The following is a 1314-nucleotide window of genomic DNA, read 5'->3' as shown; positions in this document are numbered from 1 at the left end:
GAGGGTGTAAATAATTCTGTGTAAATACAGTTTTAAAAATACTTGGTTACACGCTCTTCAAACATGATACTAAAGCGGTTCATAGCAGATTTCCAATTTTGGATAGGCATTGTCCATTTTTTGCTTGCTGCCATAATCGCTAAATATACCACTTTTTTCACTGAATCATCAGTCGGGAAGATTTTTCTTTTCTTGGTCGCATGACGGATCACGCTGTTCAATGATTCAATCGCATTCGTTGTGTAGATTGCTTTACGAATATCCATAGGATAAGCAAAGAACGTGTTGAGATTCGGCCAATTCCCGAGCCATGATTTGCTGATTTGAGGGTATTTGTCATCCCATTTCTGACCAAATTCATCAAGAGCGTGTAAGGCTTCATCTTCGGTTACCGACTGGTAGATTTTCTTCAAATCAGATGTAACGGCCTTATAATCTTTCCAACTGACATACTTCAAGCTATTGCGTACCATATGGATAATACACAACTGGATATGGGTATCAGGATAGACCGTATTAATCGCATCAGGAAAGCCTTTTAATCCATCCACACATGCAATCAGTATATCTTGTAAGCCACGATTCTTCAGTTCGGTGAGAACTGATAACCAGAACTTCGCCCCTTCGTTTTCAGCCATCCACAGTCCAAGTAAGTCTTTCTGCCCCTCTGCATTGACACCCAAAGCAAGAAATACAGCCTTGTTGATGACGGTGTTGTTATGTCGCACCTTCACGACAATACAGTCTAGGTAAACGATTGGATAGAATGCATCCAAAGGGCGGTTTTGCCATTGAGTGACTTGGTCGATCACAGCATCTGTCACCTTGGAAATTAAGGTAGCAGAGACATCTGCATCGTACATTTCCTTGAACGTGGCAACGATATCTCGTGTCGTCATGCCTTTAGCATAAAGGGATAGAATTTGACTATCCATTTGCGTGATTCGAGTTTGACTTTTCTTGATGAACTGAGGCTCAAATGTACCATCACGATCTCTAGGCGTGTCTAGCTCAAACTCACCATCATCAGTCAGTAGGCGTTTAGTTGTATAGCCATTACGAGCATTTTTACCTACTCTAGGACTATGCTTCTCATAACCTAAATGGTCAGTGAGTTCAGCATTTAGAATAGTTTCCACCGTTAATTTCTTTAGAGCTTTACTGAAATTATTCAGGTCAGCTTCTGTCTTTAAGTTCTTGGCAAATTCTTTGGCTAATGCCAGCATTGCTTCATCTTTCATGGTAAACACCTGTGTTGCCCCTAACAGCGTTGAGGGATAGTCTAAGCGTTTACACAGTTTTATTTACAGTCTC

Annotated in this window: 1 protein-coding gene; it reads right to left on the bottom strand. The window is 40.9% G+C overall.

Annotation, left to right across the window (positions count from 1 at the left end; all coding sequences use genetic code 11):
• Positions 1-32: 32 nt before the first annotated feature.
• Entirely contained in the window at positions 33-1241 is a 1209-nt protein-coding gene (locus HYG93_RS19140; protein WP_178962797.1) for an IS256 family transposase, read from the bottom strand.
• Positions 1242-1314: the final 73 nt, after the last annotated feature.

Source organism: Acinetobacter sp. SwsAc6 (assembly GCF_013391565.1).
GTDB lineage: Bacteria > Pseudomonadota > Gammaproteobacteria > Pseudomonadales > Moraxellaceae > Acinetobacter > Acinetobacter cumulans.
Note: the sequence above shows the minus strand (reverse complement) of the source record. Positions and strands in the feature narration are given on the sequence as shown.

Coding starts and splice junctions, on each gene's coding strand:
- HYG93_RS19140 (WP_178962797.1), bottom strand. CDS start 1,241: ATGAAAGATGAAGCAATGCTGGCATTAGCCAAAGAATTTGCCAAGAAC.